The sequence below is a fragment of the Agromyces sp. Leaf222 genome (assembly GCF_001421565.1).
In the GTDB taxonomy this organism is placed as follows: Bacteria; Actinomycetota; Actinomycetes; order Actinomycetales; family Microbacteriaceae; genus Agromyces.
Genome location: NZ_LMKQ01000001.1, coordinates 1,370,783 through 1,389,128 on the forward strand (window position 1 = coordinate 1,370,783; position 18,346 = coordinate 1,389,128).

The 18,346-nt window shown below is 71.3% G+C and carries 13 protein-coding genes; 6 read left to right on the plus strand and 7 right to left on the minus strand.

The window, feature by feature from the left end; all coding sequences use genetic code 11:
- Positions 1-35 precede the first annotated feature (35 nt).
- Positions 36-1,199, minus strand: a complete 1,164-nt coding sequence (locus ASE68_RS05955; protein WP_055856187.1) for a hypothetical protein — start codon at positions 1,197-1,199, stop codon at positions 36-38.
- A 204-nt stretch (positions 1,200-1,403) separates the two neighbouring features.
- On the opposite strand from ASE68_RS05955, the gene ASE68_RS05960 reads away from it, so the two are divergent.
- Both ASE68_RS05960 and ASE68_RS05965 read left to right on the plus strand, forming a co-directional pair.
- A complete protein-coding gene (locus ASE68_RS05960) occupies positions 1,404-2,666 on the plus strand; it encodes a sensor histidine kinase (RefSeq protein WP_162238254.1) in 1,263 nt (420 codons plus the stop codon).
- Positions 2,656-3,342, plus strand: coding sequence for a response regulator transcription factor (locus tag ASE68_RS05965; protein WP_055856192.1), 687 nt, complete (start codon positions 2,656-2,658; stop codon positions 3,340-3,342). Before ASE68_RS05960 ends, ASE68_RS05965 begins: the two co-directional genes overlap by 11 nt.
- A gap of 236 nt (positions 3,343-3,578) precedes the next feature.
- On the opposite strand, the gene ASE68_RS05970 is transcribed toward ASE68_RS05965, so the two are convergent.
- Positions 3,579-4,562 carry a transglutaminase-like domain-containing protein gene (locus tag ASE68_RS05970; RefSeq protein ID WP_055856195.1) on the minus strand — a complete coding sequence of 328 codons (984 nt, stop codon included), beginning with the start codon at positions 4,560-4,562 and terminating at the stop codon, positions 3,579-3,581.
- 78 nt (positions 4,563-4,640) lie between these two features.
- Positions 4,641-5,495 carry a MerR family transcriptional regulator gene (locus ASE68_RS05975; RefSeq protein ID WP_055856198.1) on the minus strand — a complete coding sequence of 285 codons (855 nt, stop codon included), beginning with the start codon at positions 5,493-5,495 and terminating at the stop codon, positions 4,641-4,643.
- A 116-nt stretch (positions 5,496-5,611) separates the two neighbouring features.
- On the opposite strand from ASE68_RS05975, the gene ASE68_RS05980 reads away from it, so the two are divergent.
- The 4 genes from ASE68_RS05980 to ASE68_RS05995 all read left to right on the plus strand — a co-directional run bounded on the left by ASE68_RS05980 (position 5,612) and on the right by ASE68_RS05995 (position 13,986).
- Positions 5,612-6,493, plus strand: coding sequence for an aminodeoxychorismate lyase (locus tag ASE68_RS05980; protein WP_055856201.1), 882 nt, complete (start codon positions 5,612-5,614; stop codon positions 6,491-6,493).
- A gap of 166 nt (positions 6,494-6,659) precedes the next feature.
- On the plus strand, positions 6,660-9,167 hold the full coding sequence (locus tag ASE68_RS05985; RefSeq protein ID WP_055856204.1) for a helix-turn-helix transcriptional regulator: 2,508 nt from the start codon (positions 6,660-6,662) through the stop codon (positions 9,165-9,167).
- Between the two features lie 103 nt (positions 9,168-9,270).
- Entirely contained in the window at positions 9,271-11,853 is a 2,583-nt protein-coding gene (locus tag ASE68_RS05990; RefSeq protein WP_055856207.1) for a glycosyl hydrolase family 18 protein, read from the plus strand.
- A 270-nt stretch (positions 11,854-12,123) separates the two neighbouring features.
- Positions 12,124-13,986 (plus strand): glycosyl hydrolase family 18 protein, encoded by a 1,863-nt coding sequence (locus tag ASE68_RS05995; protein WP_235480772.1) that lies wholly within the window; start codon positions 12,124-12,126, stop codon positions 13,984-13,986.
- Between the two features lie 138 nt (positions 13,987-14,124).
- On the opposite strand, the gene pstB is transcribed toward ASE68_RS05995, so the two are convergent.
- The 4 genes from pstB to pstS form a co-directional block, all read right to left on the minus strand.
- On the minus strand, positions 14,125-14,904 hold the full coding sequence (gene pstB / locus ASE68_RS06000) for a phosphate ABC transporter ATP-binding protein PstB (protein ID WP_055856210.1): 780 nt from the start codon (positions 14,902-14,904) through the stop codon (positions 14,125-14,127).
- 60 nt (positions 14,905-14,964) lie between these two features.
- On the minus strand, positions 14,965-16,065 hold the full coding sequence (gene pstA, locus ASE68_RS06005) for a phosphate ABC transporter permease PstA (RefSeq protein ID WP_055856212.1): 1,101 nt from the start codon (positions 16,063-16,065) through the stop codon (positions 14,965-14,967).
- Positions 16,065-17,009 (minus strand): phosphate ABC transporter permease subunit PstC, encoded by a 945-nt coding sequence (gene pstC / locus ASE68_RS06010; protein ID WP_055856215.1) that lies wholly within the window; start codon positions 17,007-17,009, stop codon positions 16,065-16,067. Before pstC ends, pstA begins: the two co-directional genes overlap by 1 nt.
- Before the next feature lie 125 nt (positions 17,010-17,134).
- Positions 17,135-18,226 carry a phosphate ABC transporter substrate-binding protein PstS gene (pstS, locus tag ASE68_RS06015; protein ID WP_055856219.1) on the minus strand — a complete coding sequence of 364 codons (1,092 nt, stop codon included), beginning with the start codon at positions 18,224-18,226 and terminating at the stop codon, positions 17,135-17,137.
- Between the last annotated feature and the right edge of the window lie 120 nt (positions 18,227-18,346).

Consider the following 18,346-nt stretch of genomic DNA (forward strand, 5'->3'; position numbering starts at 1 on the left):
CGTTGTGCGTACCGTCCGGCGATCGGGCGCTTCGATCAGGCGATGTCGAGCGCCATTCGCCGCCGCCACGCCGCGTACGACCAGACGGCGAGGGCGAGCATCGGTCCCCAGTACCAGAACGGCAGCACGAGGTTGACGAGGAGCGGGCTGACGGGATCGCCCGGGTCGCCGATCCCCGACACGAGCATGGGGCTCGCCGACACGCAGAGGATCCCGGCGGCGATGGCCCCCGGAACGACCGCGGTCGCCGTGGGAACGGTGCGGCCGCCGATCCGCGGCATCCAGCGCGGGAACCGCAGGCCCCACGGCAGGATGAGGCCGAGCGTGAGCACGCTCGCGGTGACCGCACCGGCGCCCAGCATCAGGCCGGTGGTGAGCATGGGTGCCGTGATCTGCGCGGTGTCGGCCGGACCGAATAGCGGCCACGGGGTCAGCCAGGACGCCCGCGCGACGGCGTAGGGGAGCGGGCCCGCGGCGGCGAGGATCGTGAGCAGCCTGCGGTGCCGCACGAGCCGCGCCTCGAAGCGCCGTCCGCCTCGTGTACGACCGACCACGACGATGGCGATCACGGCCCAGGCGAGCATCGCGGCGACGGTCGCGGCGATGACGGCGAGGTTCAGCGCGTCGTCGACCAGCGCAGCACCGAACGCGGTGGCGAATTCCACGATGCCGTCGACGGTGACCCCGGCCCAGGCGGATGCCGCGATCAGCACGATGACGCCGCCGAGCACCGGCAGGCCGAGCCGAGGCGCTCGGAAGGGGAGCACGGCGACCGTGACGAGCCCGGCCGCGACCGCGGCGGCACCGAACACGTAGCCGGCGAAGGCGATGACGTGGACGCTGCCGAGGGTGACCGAGAGCGCTGCGGCGAGTACGACGCCACCGGGAGCGGCGATCCCGACCGGGTCGGCGCGCCGCCCGAGGAGCAGGGTCACCCCGAGCAGGATGCCGACGAGGCCGATGCCGAGGACTGCTCCCGCCACCGCGACCGGGCCGAGCACGGAGGAGACGAGGCTCGTCATGTCGCCGCCCGCGAACGGGTTGAGGCCGGGGGAGAGGAGCCAGACGAGCCCCAGGCCCGCGATGGCCGATGAGGTGACGAGTGCCGCCGATGCCAGCGCACGAACGTGCGGGTGCGCTCGGTCGCGTTCGAGGACCGCCGTCGATCGGGCGTCTGCCTCTGGAGGTGTCGAGTGCATGATGGTTCAGGGTCCTTCCGGATGCCGCCCGACCGCCGTGTGCGATCGGGAGGCGCTCAGCGTCGCAGTCGAGGTCGCACTGCCACCTCACCCGAACGGACGAGATGTCGCCTGATGCGGCCGGGTAGCGTGGAGCGCGAAATGGGTGCGTCGTCCAGTCCTCGGTCCACCTCGTCCGCGGCCTCCCGCGAGGCGCCGTTCGACATGTCCACCGCAGCCATCGGCGGCTCGAAGGAGGCCCGGCCACCGTCGACCGCCGACTGGGTCTGGGCGGCCGCCTGTGCCGCGGCACTCCTGCCGGTGACCGTCGTCGAACTCGTTCGCGAGGCCGGCTCGGCGCCCGATGGCGTCTGGCTCGCCGCCACGATCTCGCTCTTCGTCGTGCTGCACCTCCTGGTGGTCGCGCGCCGCCGGTCGCCGCGCCTGGTGCTGTTCGCGGCATCCGCCGTGATGCTCCTGCTCGCGGCGGCGAGCCTGCCGGGCACGTCCTCGATCGCGGTGTTGCTGCCGAGCAGCGCCGCCTACCTCGTCTTCGTCTTCACGGCGGCGGCGAGTGACGATGGGTTGGCGGATGTCTCGGCCATCGTGCTCGGCCTGCTCGGCGCCGGACTCATGACCTCGGTCGCCTTCGCACATGGCCCGGTTCCCGAGCCCTGGGTGCTCGTCGCGCTCTGCGGCTTCCTCGTCGCCTCGATCGCCGCAGCGTGGGCCCTTGGTCGATATCGCCGGGAATCGCGGAGGAAGCGGGCCGCTCAGGAGTTCGGGCGGCGGCAGTCCATCGAGTTGCGGCTGCAGGGTGAACGCGCGTCCGTCGCCGACGAACGTCGTCGCATCGGGCGCGAGTTGCACGATGTCATCTCGCATTCGCTCGCCGTGATGGTGACCCAGGCCGAGGCGTCGCGGGTGCTGCTCGATCGTGACGAGGCGCGGGCGCGCACGGCGATCGAACAGGTCGTCGCGACGGGTCGAGCGGCCATGACCGACATGCGCGGCCTCCTCGGGGTGCTCGTCGACCCGCCCGCCGACGACGACGCACCGAGGCCTGGGCCCCGCGAGCCGAACCCCGGACTGGGCGACCTGACCGCGCTCGTGGAACGAGCCGGGGCGCCGGGGCGGCGCGTGGCCCTCGTCGAGACCGGCGACCCGCTGGCGGTGAGTCCCGGCACCGAGCTCGCCGTGTACCGCGCGGTGCAGGAGTCCCTCACGAACACGCTGAAGCACACCGATCCGCCCACGTGCAACGAGGTGCGGCTGGGGTGGGCCGCCGACGAGCTGGTGGTCGAGATCGTCGACGACGGACCGTCGACGCTCGGGGAGCCTGCCGCGGCCGGCAGCGGCATCCGGGGCATGCGCGACCGCGTCGAGCGGCTCGGCGGCCGGTTCGAGAGTGGACCGCTCGACGGCGGCGGCTGGCGGATCCGGGCCTCGTTCCCCGTCGGAACGGAGGTGCCGCCCGATGTCCGATGACCCCGAGCAGCCGCGCATCAGGGTCGCGATCGCCGACGACCAGGAGCTCATCCGCTCCGCGGTCGGGGCGATGGTCGAGGTGCACGACGACCTCGAGCTCGTCGTCTCGGCGGCCGACGGTGCAGAACTCCTCGAATCGGCTCGCGCTCGCCGGGTCGACGTGGTGTTGATGGACATCCGGATGCCGCGGCTCGACGGCATCGCGGCGACGGAGCGACTGCTCGACGCGCAGGCGGGCGTTCGCGTTCTGATCCTCACCACCTACGACCTCGACGAGTACGTGTTCGCTGCGATCCGGGCGGGCGCGAGCGGGTTCCTCACGAAGGACGCCTCGAGCGACGAGCTGGCGGAGGCGATCCGTGCCGTCCATGCGGGCGACGCCGTCGTCGCCCCGCGGGCCACGGCGAGCCTGCTCGACTTCGTCGCCCGTGCGCAGCGACCTGTGGATCCCGACGTCCTGCTCGCCCCGTTCACGCCCCGCGAACGCGACGTGCTGATGGAGGTGCTGACCGGTGCCACGAACGACGTGATCGCCGATCGGCTGTTCCTGACCGGCAACACCGTCAGGACGCACATCGCGTCGATCCTCGCGAAGCTCGGGCTGCCCGATCGCGTGCACGTCGTCATCTGGGCCTTCGAGAACGGCCTCGCCGGACGCGAGCGCCGCCGGGGGTAGCCCGGGGCCGTTCCGTTCCGCTCCGGCGGGTGGATCCGGGCTCAGGGCCGGGTGCGGAATAGAGCTGTCCCGAGTCTCGTTTACACTTGACGTGGCCGGCCGCAGTAACCCCGGGCTCCAATATTCGCCGCTCCGAGCGGCCTCGCGCCGAGAGGCGTTCCTGCGGCCGGCCTCTTCATGCCCTCAGGTGAATCCCGGGGTGTGATCCCGGGTCCCGGCGCCCGGCGCCTCCGCGTTCAGCCGTTCGCCGCGGTCGCGAGCCGTTCCCCGGCGACGTCGCTCCACTCCGTGATCCGCCGCTCCAGATCGGTGCGTCCGACGCGACCAGCGGGGGAGTGCGTCTCGACGAACCGGCCGGGGCGCACGCGCGCATCCGTCGCCCAGATCTCGTCGAGGCGGTCGTCGGCGGTCGCGTCGCCGGCGTCGGCGCGTTCCGTGAGGTCGGCGAGCAGGTCGGTGAGCGCGAGCTGGTCCGCGTCGAGCTCGTCGCCGGGGAACGCCATGGCACCCCAGCCGTCCCAGAGCAGCAGCTCGCAGCCCTGCCGATGAGCGAGGTCCGAGATGACGTAGCGGTGCACGAAGGAGGGACCCCAGTACGGGGTGTCAGGCCCGACCCCGTGGTCGGCGAGGTCGGTCAGGCCCGCGCGGTACGCGCCCCAGGCCTCCGCGGCCGTGCGGAATCCCGAGGCGTCGCCCCGCGGCAGGTCGTCGACGGCGAAGTCGTACGCGGCCGGGTCGAGCTCCGGGTCGAAGCGCCGCCAGCGCCGGCCCGCGGCATCCCATCGTTCCGCGACGACGTGGTCGCTGGAGTAGCCGGGCGTGAAGTACCCGGCGAACCCGAGCCGGGTGCGCGCGGGCACGCCGTGCTCGCGCAGGATCGCGACGGCGAGCAGCGAGTGGTCGCGACAGCATCCGCCGAGCCGGCACGCGCCGGGTCGCGGCAGCCCGAGCGCGCCGGGCCGGCGCTCGGCGAGGGCTTCGAGCTGCGAGGCGACCCAGCGGCGGTCGATGTCGGCCAGCTGTTCGGGTCCGACGCCGCCGGGCGTCGCACGGTAGTGGTCGATGACGTTCTCGACGGTGCGGTGCAGTGCGGCGAAGTCGATCCCGCTCTCGCGCAGCAGCTCGTGGTGCGCGCCGGGGTCGGTGAAGGGGGAGTGCTCGCGGTACCGGTCGAGGCGCGCGCCTGCGGTCGGGTGCGTGCGAGTGAGGTGGTCGGTCATGTCACGAGTGTGGGGTCCGCCCCTGGGGCGGAGTCAAGTGCCGTTCCGGATGCCGCGGGCCGGCGGAGGCGCAGCGGCTCAGGCCTCGCGTTCCGACGTCGCGACCGGTGTCGCGATCGGCGTCGCGATCGTCGCCACGACGGCGCCCGCGTCGGTGGACCACGGCCGCTCGTACAGCTCGCGCGGAGCGCCGGCCGCGCCGCCGTGCCGATCGGCCGCCCGGGCGAGCGCGTCGTAGAACCGCAGTAGGGCTGGGTAGACGAGTTCGGCGGCGGTGACCTCGATCGCGACGAGGCTCGTCGCGGGCTGCATGCGCAACACGATCTCGCCGGCAGGGTCGCACGAACCGGAGTACGGCACCGCGGCCTCGACGCGCCCCGGCAGGCCGAAGCCGACGGGCTCGTGGAAGATCAGGTGGTGTGCGTCGAGCGGACGTGCGCCCTGTTCGGCGAGGTGGCGCCGCAGGGCGATGACGTCGGCGATGCTCGTCGGCACGAGGTCGCCCTGTTCGACCACGCGCGTGATCGACGCGACCTTCTGCCCGTCGCGGTGCACGACCCGCACGCGGGCGGCGACCGCGCTCGCCGCGGCCCGGTCGAGGTGCGACCTCGCCGCGTCGTCCGCCACGACGTCGACGACGTGGCTCCGCTCGGCGAAGGCGGCGCGCTCGGCCGACCACCAGGCGGTGAGGTCGCCGCGCAGGCGGTCGGGCGAGGCGTCGAGCATCTCGTGCACCAGCGCGAGCGGCATGCCGACGAGTCGCAGCGCCTGGATCGAGCGCGCCCTGGCGAGCTCGGCCTCGCCGTAGCGTCGGTATCCCGTTACGGGGTCGACGGATGCCGGCAGGAGCAGCCCGCTCGCCTCGTAGACGCGCAGCGCCTTCAGCGAGAGGCCGGAGGCTCGGCTCAGCTCCCCGGTGCCGAGTTCGCGCATGGGTCGACGCTAGCGCGCGCGACCACGGGAGGCGAGGCCGCCGGAGGTCGGACGGCGAGCGCCGGGCGTGCGGCCTGCAGGCAGGCCGGCCCGCGGCATCCGCGTAGCATCGAGGCATGACCGTCACCCTGCTGCTCGAGCCGCTGCCCGCGGATGCCCGTGTCGACGACCTCGCGTCGACCTTCCGCGAGGTGCCGGCGGATGCCCCGGCCCTCCGGGTCGGCGAGCTCTCGACGCAGCGCGGCGACGGCGTGTTCGAGACGATCTCGGTCGCGAACGGGCACGCGCAGGAGACCGGGCCGCACCTCGATCGCCTGCGCAACTCGGCGGTGATCTGCGAGCTGCCAGAGCCGAACCTCGCGCAGTGGCGTGCCGCGATCGCCCGTGCGGTCGAGCTGCTGCCCTCGACGGGCGAGTTCGCGCTGAAGCTCGTGCTGAGCCGCGGCGTCGAGCACGGTCCGGCGCCGACCGCCTGGCTGCACGCGGCACCGGCCGCCGACTTCAGCCGCCCGCGCGAGCAGGGCATCAGCGTGGTCACCCTCGATCGCGGCTACGCGCACGACGCCGCGGCCCAGGCGCCGTGGCTGCTGCTCGGCGCGAAGACGCTGAGCTACGCGACGAACATGGCGGCGCTCCGCGAGGCGCACCGTCGCGGGGCCGACGACACGATCTTCGTCTCATCCGACGGGTTCGTCATGGAGGGGCCGACCTCGAGCGTGCTCCTGCGGCACGGCGAGGTCTACTCGACTCCCGCACCGTCGGGCGCGATCCTGCACGGCACCACGCAGATGAGCCTCTTCGACCACCTCGCCGAGACGGGTCGGCAGACCGAGTACCGCGACATCCGCGTCGACGAGCTCGGCACCGCCGATGCGCTCTGGCTGGTGTCGAGCGTGCGTCTCGCGGCCGGCGTGACCGAACTCGACGGCGCGGCGTTCCCCTTCGATGCCGAGACGACGAGGGCGTTCAACGCCTACCTGCTCGAACCGCGGGACTGAGCCGCGAGAGCGTTTGCACGCCTGCGACGTCGGAGGGCGTTCCTCCGGCGTCCCCTGAACGGGGAATTGCGCTCAGGTGAATTCCCCCTCGACGCGCGTTTGTAAACGTTGCTAACATAACCGCACGCGATCAGTGAAGTGAGCGAGCGGAGGGCCGATGCAACCCATGGACGAGACTTCACGCACGCAGCCACGCCACCGCTCGAACGTCGAGGCCTTCGAGAGCTCGAACGCCATCATCGAGCTCCTCGCTCGCCACCGAATCGTCGTCGCGCCGCATGTCGCCTCGCGGCTCGGCCTCGGACTCGGCGGCGATGCCGACGCGATCATCGAGGTCGCCGCGCTGCTGCGCGCGGCCCAGCGACTCGGACTCGCGGTGCTGCCCGACCCGCTCCCGCTCGTGCCGGCCGTCTCGGCGGCCATCGAGCCGCACGCCGCGAGCCTCGCACCCTGGGAACGACAGGTGCTCGTCATCGCCGCCGTCTGCACCGACGACCGCATCGACGTGCTGCTCGCCGCGAGCGGGCGCTCGATGTCCGAGCTCGTCGGCGGGTTCCTCAGCCGGCACCTGCTGCTCGTGGCCGGCCACTTCGCCTTCGCCGATCCGCGCATGCGCGTCTGGGCGCACGCCGAGGCGTCACTCGCCGAGCGCACGGCCGCGCATGCGTCCCTCGCCGACGCGTACCGCGCGCTCGGCGTCGACGACCAGGTCGTCTGGCACCGATCGCTCGCCACGCTCGAGGGCTCGCCCGACCTGGTCTCGCCCCTGCTCCGGCTCGCCAGGCGAGCGGATGCCGCGGGCGAAGCCGAGCGCGCGCACGCGATCGCCCGCGAGGCCGAGAGCCACGCGTCGGGGGCCGGAGCCGTGCTCGCACGTCGAGTCGCGGGAACCGCTGCGCTGCACGGCGGCTTCGTCGACGACGCGGAGCGCTGGCTCGGCGCCGTGCTGAGCCACGGTGACGACGACAGCCGTGCGGCCGTGCTCGGCGACTACCTGGTGGCGACGGCGCTGCTGCACGGCGACGTGGCCGAACCCGAGCTCGACGCGCAGCTCGAACGTGCCGTCGAGCCCGAACTCTTCGACACTGCCGCCACGAGGCGACGCCTGCAGTCGCTCGTGCGCGCGATCGCGATCGCGGCGGGCCTGCTCGCGGAGCGCGGCGCGGCGCAACGGGCGGCACGTCGCCTCGACCAGGCGCGTGCGCTCATCGAGCGGCACGGCCTCGTCACCGACGACTGGATCGTCGGGCGAGCGTGGTGCGCGCTCTTCGCGGGCGACGGGCGCGAGGTCGAGGCCACCGGGCCCCTGGCGCCCGTGGTGGGCGGCCTGCACGCCATCACGATGGCCCTCGAGGTCGGACTCGCCGGCGACCCCGCTGCGGCGATGCGATGGCTCGGCGCATGCCGCGAGGTGCCGCGCGACCGGCATCCCGCCGACGGGAGCTTCGAGCGGTCCCCGCTGCTGCGCGCCGAGCGCGCCGTCGCGATCGCGCTGCTCGACCTCTGGGCCGGCGAGGTGCAGCGAGCGGCGAACGGGCTGCGCCAGGCCGCGTGCGACCTGCCGGTGGCGCTGACCTTCGGCGGACTCGGTGCGGCCCTCGCGCGCCGGCTCGAGCTCATCGAGACCGGCGAGATCGGGCCGTGGGCGCGCGCCGTCGAGTCGAGCCTGCCGCAGTCGGCGTCCGGCGTGCGCCGCGAGGACCTCATCGATCGCGCCGTCGAGGCGCACCTGCACGGCCGGCGCGCCGAGGCCGAGACGCTCGTGGCGCTCGCCGACGAGCGGGCGCGCGGCGGCTTCGGCTGCGGGCTGCACATCCCCGGACTCGACGCCGCGGCCGAGCACGCCTCGCCGTCGTCGCGCGGGGCCGAAGCCGTCGGCATTGCACGGCGTCCGCCCGACGCGCGTCTCGCGAGCGAACTCCGGCACCGCATGCGCGGCATCGACCGCGCCGGCTTCGATGCCGAGTACGACGCGGTCGCCGCGAGTGCGCGCTCGATCCGCTCGCCTTACGAACGTGCACGCACGGAGCTCATGCTCGCGCGCGCCTGCGCGGCCTTCGGCGCCGCCGACCCGGCGGGCCGGCACCTCGTCGCCGCCGAGCACCTGTTCGCCGATTGCGGTGCCGTCGGCTGGCTTCGCGCGGTCGCGGCCGAGCGGGTGGCGCAGCTCACCGCGCACCGGGTCGTCTCGTCGGCCGCCGATGTGCGCATGGCGGTCGGTGCGGTCGACGGTGCTCCGAGACCCGGGGTGACGCCCTGGTCGTCCTCGACGACGGCGCCGGACTCGTCTCCCGCAGGTGCTGCGCAGACCGCGCCGGTCGAGGCCGCCACGCCCGGCGTGCGCTCGACGGCACGGCCCGCGCCCGCCCCTGCGAGCGAGCGGACGACCCTCGAACGCGCGGCCGCGGCATCCGACGATCGAGCACCCGACGACGTGCTCGGCGAGTGCCGCACGGCGTGGGCCGAGGTGCTCACCGACCGCGAGCTCGAGGTCGCGATGCTCGTCGTCGAGGGCTGCTCCAACCGCGAGGCCGCGTCGCAGCTCTACGTGTCGGTGCGCACCGTCGAGGTGCATGTCGGACGGGTCTTCACCAAGCTCGCGGTGCACTCGCGGGTCGAGCTCGCCGTGCTCGCGCACCGTATGCACGGGCGCCTCTCGACGTCGCGTACGTAGTCCTGCGTATGCGTGGATGTGCTGATTCGCCCGGCCGTCCGCCGTCGTAGCGTCGGGCTGCCCGCGTCCATGCGGGAGACCTCTCGACTCAGACAGGAACGACATGCGAACTCCCACTCTCACGCGAACGCGGCTCGCGACCGCCGTCGCCGGGGTCGGTCTGCTGCTGGCGGCGTTGATCCCCGCGACGATCGCCAACGCCGCCGAGGCCTGCGCCCCGGCGTGGAATGCCACGACCGCATACTCAGGTGGCGCCAAGGCGTCGTACCAGGGCGCCAACTACACCTCGAAGTGGTGGACCCAGAACAACGTGCCCGGCACCGAGCAGTGGGGCCCGTGGACGAGCAACGGCGCGTGCGGCACGACGACCGAGCCGACGCCGACCCCGACGCCGACGCCGACTCCCACGCCGACGCCGACGCCGACGCCGACCCCCACGCCGACGCCGACTCCCACCCCGCAGCCCGGCACCCCGTGGACCGCGAACCCCGACGAGAAGTGCCGCCCCGACGGCCTCTACCAGACCCCGGGCGTCGACGTGCCCTACTGCACGATCTACGACGAGCAGGGCCGTGAGAAGCTGCCGAACGGCTTGAAGAACCGCGTCATCGGCTACTTCACGAGTTGGCGCACCGGCGTGAACGGCGCCCCCAGCTACCTCGCGAGCGACATCCCGTGGAAGAAGCTCAGCCACATCAACTACGCCTTCGCCCACATCGACGGGCAGGGCAAGGTCTCGGTGAACCAGGGCGTCGCCGGCAACGCCTCGACCGACCTCACCTGGCCCGGCGTCGCCGGTGCCGAGATGGACCCGACGCTGCCGTACAAGGGGCACTTCAACCTGCTCACGAAGTACAAGAAGGCGAACCCGGGCGTGAAGGCGCTCGTCTCCGTCGGCGGCTGGGCCGAGACCGGCGGCCACTTCGACGCCGCGGGCGACCGCGTCGCCGACGGTGGCTTCTACACGATGACCGACTCGCAGGCGAAGATCGACACGTTCGCCGACTCGGCCGTGCAGTTCATCCGCACCTACGGCTTCGACGGCGTCGACATCGACTACGAATACGCGAACAGCAACGGCAAGGCCGGCAGCCCAGACGACTTCTCGTTCTCGGAGCCGCGTCGCGCGAAGCTCTGGGCCGGCTACGAGTCGCTCATGAAGACGCTTCGCGAGAAGCTCGACCGCGCTGGTGCGGCAGACGGCAAGCACTACCTGCTCACCGTCGCGGCACCGGCATCCGGATGGCTGCTGCGCGGCGCCGAGGTCTACCAGGTGACCCCGTACCTCGACTACGTCAACATCATGAGCTACGACCTGCACGGCTCGTGGAACGACTACGTCGGCGGCAACGGCCCGCTCTTCGACGACGGCAACGACCCGGAGCTCGCGGCCGGCGGCGTCTACGGCGCCTACAGCAACATCGGCTACCTCAACACCGACTGGGCGTACCACTACTTCCGCGGCGCGATGCCGGCCGGCCGCATCAACGTCGGCCTGCCGTTCTACACGCGCGGCTGGGACGGCGTGCAGGGCGGAACGAACGGCCTCTACGGCAAGGCGCCGCTCGCCGACCAGACGAAGTGCCCAGCTGGCACCGGCCCCTCGACCGGCGGCACCTCGAAGTGCGGTAACGGCGCGGTCGGCATCAACAACCTCTGGCATGACCTCGACAAGACCGGCGACGAGGTCGGCGCAGGCGCGAACCCGATCTGGCACGTGCTGAACCTGCAGAAGGGCGTCGTCGGCGACTACACGTCCGCCTACGGTGCGCCGTCGACCATCACCGGCTCGTACACGCACCACTTCGACTCCGTGACGAAGACCGAGTGGTGGTGGAACGCGACCACGAAGACGTTCCTCTCGGGCGACTCGAACCAGGCGATCACGGCGAAGGCGGACTACATCGCCGACAACGGCATCGGCGGCGCCATGATCTGGGAGCTCGCGGGCGACTACGAGTACAACGCCCAGAAGGGGCAGTACGAGATGGGATCGACCCTCGTCTCGCTGCTGCACGACCGCTTCGCGGCCTCGACGCCCTACGACGCCACGAAGGCCAACGTCGCGATGCCGACGAAGGCGATCGACCTGCAGCTGTCGTTCGGCGAGTTCGCGCTCGGCGACAACAACTACCCGATCAACCCGAAGGCGACCTTCACGAACAAGTCCAAGACCGCGATCCCGGCGGGGTCGACGATCACGTTCGACACCGCGACGAGCGACACCGGTGCGCTGGGCGAGCAGGGCGGCTGGGGCATCACCAAGGTGTCCAGCGACCACACGGGTTCCAACGTCGGAGGCCTCAAGGGCGACTTCCACACCTACACGGTCAAGGTGCCGGCGGGCGGCATCCCCGCGGGCGGCAGCGTCTCGACGAAGTTCTCGTGGCGCCTCCCGATGACGCAGATCTCGAACCTGCGCGTGAAGGTCGGCACCGAGACGTTCGCGACCCTCTACGACCTGCCTCGCGGGGTCACGGTCGTCGAGCCCTCACCAGGCTCCGGCGGCGGAACGGGCGGTGGCGGCGGCACGGGCACGTGCGACGCCCCGGCGTGGAGCGCCTCGGCGGTGTACACCGGCGGCCAGCAGGTGTCGTACGGCGGCTCCGAGTACACCGCGAAGTGGTGGACCCAGGGCAACACGCCGGGCACCAACGACGTGTGGGGCACCGCGACGGCCTGCTGAACACGTCCGGGCGGCGCAACTCACGCGTCGTCCGGATGCCGCGGGCGGGGGCGAGTCCATCGTCTCCGCCTGCTCCGGTCGCCGGCCGACCCCGGCATGCCCCCTGCCACGGCGGCGACCTTCTCGGAGCCGGGTACGTAGCACTACGTACCCGGCTCCTCGTCGTCGCCGCGAACATGTGGATCGTGCGGACGCCGCGACGCGGCATCCGCTCGTACCGTGACCTCGAGGGGCGCGACCGCGCCCGATCCTCCCTCGACGAAGGACACCATGCAGAGACAGAGAAGCACGCGACGGGGCATGCGCACGGCGCTCGCCACCCTCGCCACCGGCGCGCTGGTCGCCGGTCTCGCCGCGGTCGGGGCTGCGGCCCCCGCCGTCGCCGCCCCAGAGACGGCGCCGAGCGCCGTCAACGGCTATCGCAACGTCGGCTACTTCGCCCAGTGGGGCGTCTACGGCCGCGCCTTCCAGGCGAAGCAGCTCGAGACCTCGGGCACCGCCGCCGACCTCACCCACATCAACTACTCGTTCGGCAACATCAACCACCAGACCCTCGAGTGCTTCATCGCGAACAAGGCGCAGGGCACCGGGCCCAACGGCTCCGACGGCGCTGGTGACGCATGGGCGGACTTCGGCATGGGCTACACCGCGGCGAACTCCGTCGCGGGGGTCGCGGACTCGTGGGACCAGAAGCTCGCCGGCTCGTTCAACCAGCTCAAGCAGCTGAAGGCGAAGCACCCGAAGCTCAAGGTCATGATCTCGCTCGGCGGCTGGACCTGGTCGAAGAACTTCTCCAAGGCGGCCGCGACGGATGCCTCGCGCAAGAAGTTCGTGAAGAGCTGCGTCGACCTCTACCTCCGCGGCAACCTGCCGGTGATCGACGGCCGCGGCGGCACCGGCGCTGCAGCCGGCGTCTTCGACGGCATCGACATCGACTGGGAGTGGCCCGGATCGCTGAACGGCGAGGTGGGCAACCACGTCGACGTCGCGAACGACAAGGCGAACTTCAAGGCGCTGCTGAAGGAGTTCCGCACGCAGGTCGACGCGCTGACCGCCGAGAACGGGCACCCCTACCAGCTCTCGGCCTTCCTGCCGGCGAACCCCGGCGACATCGCGTCGGGCGGCTGGAACGACCCCGAGAACTTCCGCTACCTCGACTACGGCAACATCCAGGGCTACGACCTGCACGGTGCGTGGAACCCGACGCTGACCGGCCACCAGGCGAACCTGTTCGACGACCCGGCCGACACCCGCGCTCCGGCGCAGCGGTTCAGCGTCGACAAGGCCGTCAAGGAGTACCTCAAGACGGGCATCAACCCGAAGCAGCTCGGCATCGGCCTCGCGGCCTATGGTCGAGGCTGGCAGGGCGTGAAGTCCTCCAACGCCTGGGGCACCGCGACGGATGCCGCACCCGGCACGTGGGAGAAGGGCAACGAGGACTACGACAAGCTGAAGACCCTCGGCACCGAGTACTACGACGCCGCGCTCGGCGCCGCATGGCGGTACGACGGCAACCAGTGGTGGAGCTACGACAGCGTCAAGTCGACCACCCGCAAGTCGCAGTACATCGTCGACCAGGGCCTCGGCGGCGGCATGTGGTGGGAGCTCGACGGCGACCGCAACGGCGAGCTGATCGGCACGCTCGCCGACAAGCTCCGCGCGGCCAAGACCGGACCGGCGACGGATCCGGTGGGCCCGACCGGGCCGACGGATCCGACCGATCCCACCGACCCGACCGATCCGACGAACCCGGGCGACTGCGCCGCAGCAGCCTGGAACGCCGCGACCGTCTACACGGGTGGTCAGAAGGTGTCGCACAACGGCTCCGAGTACTCGGCGAAGTGGTGGACGCAGGGCAACACGCCCGGCACCAACGACGTCTGGGCGCTCGTCGGCTCGTGCACGACGACCCCGCCGACCACACCTCCGACGACGCCGCCCACCACGCCTCCGACGACGCCGCCGACCGACCCGGGCACCTGCTCGGCGACGGCCTGGTCGGCGACGGCCGCGTACAACGGCGGCGCAGTGGTGAGCCACCAGGGCTCGACCTATAAGGCCAAGTGGTGGACGCAGGGCAATACTCCCGGGGCCGAGCAATGGGGGCCGTGGGCCCTCCAGGGCGCGTGCTGACGCACCTGCCGACGTCGGTCGGGTAGCGCGCACCGCGTCTCGAGATCGACGGCAAGCCGAGAACACCGGATGCCCCGGAGCGAGTTTCGCTCCGGGGCATCCGTCGTTCACTGCCGCCGCATCAGACGCGGCATCCGATCATCCGAAGCGGCCCGAGACGTAGTCCTCGGTCGCCTTCACCGACGGGTTCGAGAACATCGTCGTGGTGTCGTCGTACTCGATGAGCTTGCCGGGCTTGCCGGTGCCGGCGATGTTGAAGAAGGCCGTGCGGTCGCTCACGCGCGAAGCCTGCTGCATGTTGTGCGTCACGATCACGATCGTGTACTGCAGCTTGAGCTCCTCGATGAGGTCCTCGATGGCGAGGGTCGAGATCGGGTCGAGGGCCGAGCACGGCTCGTCCATGAGGATCACCTCGGGCGAGACGGCGATCGTGCGCGCGATGCAGAGGCGCTGCTGCTGGCCGCCCGACAGGCCGGAACCGGGGCGGTCGAGACGGTCCTTGACCTCGTTCCAGAGGTTCGCGCCGCGCAGCGACTTCTCGACGAGGTCGTCGGCGTCGGACTTCGAGATGCGCTTGTTGTTCAGGCGTACGCCGGCGAGCACGTTCTCCTTGATCGACATCGTCGGGAACGGGTTCGGGCGCTGGAAGACCATGCCCACCTGGCGCCGCACGAGCACCGGGTCGACCGCGGCGTCGTAGAGGTTGTTGCCGTCGATGAGCACCTCGCCCTGCACGCGTGCGCCGGGGATGACCTCGTGCATGCGGTTCAGCGTGCGGAGGAACGTCGACTTGCCGCAGCCCGACGGACCGATGAACGCCGTGACCGTGCGCGGCTCGATCTGGAGCGTGACGCCCTCGACCGCGAGGAAACTGCTGTAGTAGACGTTCAGGTCGTTGACTTCGATGCGCTTTGACACTTGGGAGCTTCGCTTCTCTCTGGGCTCGGGAGGGGTTTCAGGTCTGGGGGTGGCGCGGCGTCAGCGGCCGGTCTTCGGCGAGAAGACCTTGGCGACGACCCGGGCGATGACGTTCAGCAGGGCGACGATGAGGATGAGCGTGAGCGCTCCGGCCCAGGCGCGGTCGATGTAGGCCTGGGTGTCGGCGCCCTGGTTGGCGTACTGGGTGTACACGAAGACGGGGAGGGTCATCATCCGCTCCGCGAAGAGGTTGTAGTTCATGCTCGTCGTGAAGCCCGCGATGATGAGCAGCGGGGCCGTCTCGCCGATGACGCGGGCGATCGAGATCATGACGCCCGTGATGATGCCCGCGATCGACGTGGGCAGCACGACCTTGAGGATCGTCAGCCACTTCGGCACGCCGAGGGCGTACGAGGCCTCGCGCAGCTCGTTGGGCACGAGCTTCAGCATCTCCTCGCTCGAGCGCACGACCACGGGGATCATGAGCACCGAGAGCGCGACCGAGCCGCCGAAGCCGAATCGGATGCCGGGGTCGTCGGTGATCAGTGCGAACAGCGCGAACGCGAACAGGCCGGCGACGATCGACGGGATGCCCGTCATGACGTCGACGAAGAACGTGATGCCGTGCTTCAGGCGCCCGCGGCCGTACTCGACCAGGTAGATCGCCGCGAGCAGGCCGACCGGCACCGAGATGAGCGCGGCCATGCCCGTGACGAGCAGCGTGCCGACGATCGCGTGCAGTGCGCCGCCGCCGGGGCCGACGACGTTGCGCATCGACTCGCTGAAGAACTGGATGTCGAAGCGGGGCAGCCCGTTCACGATGGTCGTGTACGTGACCGAGATGAGCGGCAGCAGCGCAATGGTGAAGGCGGTCGCCACGAGCGCGGTCACCAACCGGTCGGCCGCCTTGCGCGGGCCTTCGACGGCGCGGGAGAGCACCCAGATGACGACGACGTAGGCCACGACGCCGAGGAACACGGCGGCCGCGATGTTGAAGTCGGTGCCGCCCGCGATCGCCACCATCGCGAAGATCGCGGACATGACCGCGATGCACGAGACGAGCACGTAGACCGAGGCGTAGCGGGGCAGCTTTCCCGCGGTGAGCGAGTTCGAGACCGGCGTGCCGACCGGCGACTTCGGGGGCGAGGTGAGGACGCTCATCAGTTCGCTCCCGAGAATTCCTTGCGCCGGTCGACGATGTACCGGGCGATCATGTTGACGGCGAGGGTGATCACGAAGAGGATCAGGCCCGTCGCGATGAGGATGTTGACCCCGACGCCGTGCGCCTCGGGGAAGTTCAGCGCGATGTTCGCCGCGATGGTGGTCGGGTTCTGCGACTGCAGCAGGGCGAAGGAGATGATCGACGCGGGCGAGAGCACCATGGCCACGACCATCGTCTCGCCGAGTGCACGGCCGAGGCCGAGCATCGACGCGGAGATGATGCCGGGACGACCGAAGGGCAGAACGGAGAGCTTGATCATCTCCCAGCGGGTGGCGCCGAGGGCGAGGGCCGCCTCCTCGTGCAGCACCGGGGTCTGCAGGAAGACCTCGCGGCAGAGCGCGGTGATGATCGGCAGCACCATGACCGCGAGCACCACGGCGACCGTGAGGATCGTGCGCCCGGTGCCGGACACGGGGCCGGCGAAGAGCGGGAACCAGCCGAACCACTCGGTGAGGCTGGTGTAGAACGGCTGCACCGCGGGGGCGAGCACCGAGATGCCCCAGAGGCCGAAGACCACCGACGGCACGGCCGCGAGCAGGTCGATGACGTACCCGAGGCCCTGGGCGAGGCGGCGCGGCGCGTAGTGCGAGATGAACAGCGCGATGCCGAGTGCGACCGGGATCGCCATGATCAGTGCGAGGGCGGCGGCCCACAGCGTGCCGAAGACGAGCGGACCGACGTACTGCCAGAAGTTGTCGGCGTCGCCCTTGAAGTCCTCGGCTTCGGCCGTGAAGGCCGGCAGCGACTGGGCGACGAGGAAGATCGCCACGGCGGCGAGCGTGACGAGGATGAGGGAACCGGCCACGACCGTGGCGGTGGAGAACACCCGGTCACCGGGTCTGGCTTTCGCGGTGATCGCGGATGCCGGTGGGGCTGACGTCATGTCCGGGTCTTCCTGCGTGCATCGGGATGGGGAACTGGGCGGCGCTCGCGCTGGTGCCGACGCGCCAAGCCTGCCCGACCCGGTCGCCGCGCACAATGGCGGGCGACCGGGCCGGGCAGCGGGTGCTACTTGACGGTCTCGAGCGCGGCCGCGACCTTGTCCGACAGGTCGGACGAGAGCGGAGCCGAACCGGCCTGCTCGGCGGCGAGGGCCTGGCCGTCGGCGCTGGCGATGTAGCTGACGTACGACTTGACGAGTTCGCCCTGCGCTGCGTCGGCGTACTCCTGGCAGACGATCGCGTAGCTCACGAGCACCAGCGGGTAGTGCGTCGGGTCGGTCGTGGTGCGGTCCAGCGCGATCGCGAGGTCGTTCGCCTCACGGCCCTCGACCAGCGGCGACTCGGCGACGACGGCTGCAGCGGCCTCGGCCGTGTAGCCGACGAACTCGCCGCCGACCTCGAGGTTCGCGACACCGAGGTCTCCGGCGCGCGACGCGTCGGCGTAGCCGATGGTGTTCACGCCGTTGGTGACGGCGTCGACGACGCCCGAGGTGCCCTGGGCGCCCTCACCGGTCTGGTACGGGAACGGGTCGGCCGGCTCGGCGTCCCACACGTCGGGGGCCGTCTGGAACAGGTAGTCCGCGAAGTTCTTCGTGGTGCCCGAGTCGTCGGAGCGGTGCACGGCCGTGATGTTCGCGGCCGGCAGGGTCGCGTCGGGGTTGAGCGCGACGATCGCCGGGTCGTTCCAGGTGGTGATCTCGCCCTTGAAGATCTTCGCGATCGTCGCGGAGTCGAGGTTGAGCTCGTCGACGCCGTCGATGTTGAAGATGAGCGCGATCGGCGAGATGTAGACCGGGAGGTCGATCGCCGCGGTGTCGGGGGCGCAGGAGGCGAATTCGCCCGCGAGCTCCTCGTCCTTCAGGTACGAGTCCGAGCCGGCGAAGTCCACGCCGCCCGCGATGAAGCTCTCACGACCGGCGCCGGAGCCCGACGGGTCGTAGTTGATCGTGACGCCGGTGTTGGCCGTCTGGAAGGCTGCGATCCAGGCCTCCTGGGCGCTGCCCTGCGACGATGCGCCGGCTGCGTTGATGGTGCCCGAGAGCGTCGAGGCCGACTCCTCGGGAGCGGCGGCGCCGCCTTCGTTCGTGGCGCAGGAGCTGAGCGCGAGCGCGGCCGTGATGGCGACGACGGCGGGCACGCCGAAACGCTTGAGGTTCACGTGAGGTTCCCTTCCGGGGATTGAGTGCAGGTTGGGGCCGGGTGCCGACCCGCCTGCGAGGCTATGCAGCCTGCCTTACGAGCTTGCGCCACAGCGGTGAACGGAAGGTGAACGACCGCT